The sequence below is a fragment of the Rhizobium giardinii bv. giardinii H152 genome (assembly GCF_000379605.1).
Lineage (GTDB): Bacteria > Pseudomonadota > Alphaproteobacteria > Rhizobiales > Rhizobiaceae > Pararhizobium > Pararhizobium giardinii.
This window is the reverse complement of sequence record NZ_KB902600.1, coordinates 1-1,330: the sequence shown is the minus strand read 5'-3', so window position 1 is coordinate 1,330 and position 1,330 is coordinate 1. Positions and strand designations below refer to the sequence as shown.

2 protein-coding genes are annotated in these 1,330 nt (G+C 55.3%); both read right to left on the bottom strand.

Annotated elements, in window-relative coordinates:
* Positions 1–935: ABC transporter permease (locus A3AY_RS0108780; protein WP_018325307.1), on the bottom strand; the 935-nt coding region annotated here is incomplete at its 3' end.
* 16 nt (positions 936–951) lie between these two features.
* On the bottom strand, positions 952–1,330 hold a 379-nt coding region (locus A3AY_RS0108775; protein WP_018325306.1), incomplete at its 5' end, for a TOBE domain-containing protein.

Here is a 1,330-nt window from a genome sequence, read left to right as displayed (position 1 = left end):
GACCAGTTCCGAGCCCGGAAGGGTGTTGCAAGTTCACCAAGATAGCGGCCTGCCTTGGAGAGTGATAGCCGGCGGTTCGACTTAATCTTCTGCTCCACGGACCCAGGTTGACCGTGTGCGTTGGCGAGATTTACACCAGCCGTAGAGAGAACTAGGAGTGCCACGGCAAGAAGTATGAAGGCCGCAGCAGCAGTTGGCGCCATGTCCAATGACGTCGTGAGCTGCGAATTGATGAGAGTAGACAGCATGGTGTCGCCGAGGCCACCTAACGCTTGCGGTGTGATGTAAAATCCGAGGCAGACAACAAAAACGAGTATGCATCCGCTTCGAATTCCAGGGACGCTAAGCGGAAGAAACACACGCAGGAACGCGGTGAAAGGCTTTGCGCCCATGCTGCGGGCCGCCGCCATAAGAGATTTGTCGATGTTCACCATCACGCTAAGCAATGGTAAGATCATCATGGGCAGCATGATATGCACCATCCCGACATAGACCGCGAAACGGTTGTAGATGAGGGTGAGCGGTCGGTCGATAAAACCTAGGTTGAGCAACAAGCTATTGATAAGCCCATTGTCGCCCAACACGACTGTCCACGCGTACGTCCGCACCAGAGCGCTCGTCAACCAAGGCAAGAACACCATGACCACAAGAACAGGCCGCGCCCGGCCTGCATTAGCGATCAGGTAAGCTGTGGGATAGCCGATCAGCAGGCAGATTGCAGTGGCCACCAGACTTATCTTCAGCGTCTGAATCAGAATTAAGACATAAGACTTCTTCTCAAAGAACCCCACATAGTTGGCCAAGGAGAACGCTGGGGCGTTGAGACTGGTCAGGAATAGCAGGATCATCGGTATGCCGAATACAGCGAGCATGACCCCGAAGGCAGGCACCGTCAACAAAATCGGCCTTGCGCCCAATCGTCGTATCATTGTCATTGGTGATCCCTCGGGTTTACGCGGTTACAAACCGAACGTCTGATCGAAGCCAGTCGACGCGAACCTCGTCGCCTGCGCCGAACACATCTTGCCCGGAGGCGACATGTTCGCGAGCGATCAGAACTGTATCGCCAACACGTACCCGGTATTTTCTCAAGGGACCGGCATAGATCATATCTTCTATGACTCCCGCGGTGGATTGCCTGCGCTCCGCATCGCTGCGCCGAGGGCCATTCGGCGCAGTGACGCAGGTGCGCTCGGGTCGGAGCATCGCGACCATTCCGGTCGCGGGCACAACATCGGATTGCACCTTAAAATCTGTGCCTTCGAAAAAGTTGGCCTCGCCCAAAAAATTTGCGACGAAGCGCGTCTTCGGACGGTCGTATAGAGCTTCA